Genomic DNA, 1143 nt, shown 5'->3' with positions numbered 1-1143 from the left:
CGGTCAGCTTCACGCATTACTGCGCTTCCACATCCGGCCTATCAACCCAGTAGTCTGGCTGGGAGCCTCTCACCCGAAGGTATGGAAGTCTCATCTTGAGGCCGGCTTCCCGCTTAGATGCTTTCAGCGGTTATCCATCCCGAACGTAGCTAATCAGCGGTGCTCCTGGCGGAACAACTGACACACCAGAGGTTCGTCCAACCCGGTCCTCTCGTACTAGGGTCAGATCCTCTCAAACTTCCTACGCGCGCAGCGGATAGGGACCGAACTGTCTCACGACGTTCTAAACCCAGCTCGCGTACCGCTTTAATGGGCGAACAGCCCAACCCTTGGGACCTACTCCAGCCCCAGGATGCGACGAGCCGACATCGAGGTGCCAAACCATGCCGTCGATATGGACTCTTGGGCAAGATCAGCCTGTTATCCCCGAGGTACCTTTTATCCGTTGAGCGACAGCGCTTCCACAAGCCACTGCCGGATCACTAGTCCCGACTTTCGTCCCTGCTCGACCTGTCAGTCTCACAGTCAAGCTCCCTTGTGCACTTACACTCGCCACCTGATTGCCAACCAGGTTGAGGGAACCTTTGGGCGCCTCCGTTACTTTTTGGGAGGCAACCGCCCCAGTTAAACTACCCACCAGGCACTGTCCCTGAACCGGATCACGGTTCTAAGTTAGATATCCAGAGTGACCAGAGTGGTATTTCAACAATGACTCCACGAACACTGGCGTGTCCGCTTCACAGTCTCCCACCTATCCTACACAAGCCACACCGAACACCAATACCAAGCTGTAGTAAAGGTCACGGGGTCTTTCCGTCCTGCTGCGCGTAACGAGCATCTTTACTCGTAATGCAATTTCGCCGAGTTCGCGGTTGAGACAGTTGGGAAGTCGTTACGCCATTCGTGCAGGTCGGAACTTACCCGACAAGGAATTTCGCTACCTTAGGATGGTTATAGTTACCACCGCCGTTTACTGGGGCTTAAATTCTCAGCTTCGCCTTGCGGCTAACCGGTCCTCTTAACCTTCCAGCACCGGGCAGGCGTCAGTCCGTATACATCGTCTTGCGACTTCGCACGGACCTGTGTTTTTAGTAAACAGTCGCTACCCACTAGTCTCTGCGGCCTCCAAACGCTTTCGGAGCA

The 1143-nt window shown here is 54.9% G+C and carries 1 rRNA gene (only partly in view); it reads right to left on the bottom strand.

The features are described from left to right. Positions 1–1143: ribosomal RNA gene (locus MRBLMI1_RS16025) — 23S ribosomal RNA — on the bottom strand (its annotated part continues 2037 nt past the right edge of the window); the annotation flags it as partial.

The sequence above is a fragment of the Microbacterium sp. LMI1-1-1.1 genome, assembly GCF_040815675.1.
Lineage (GTDB): Bacteria > Actinomycetota > Actinomycetes > Actinomycetales > Microbacteriaceae > Microbacterium.
The sequence above is the reverse complement of the archived record's forward strand: the minus strand, read 5'-3'. Positions and strand labels throughout refer to the sequence as shown.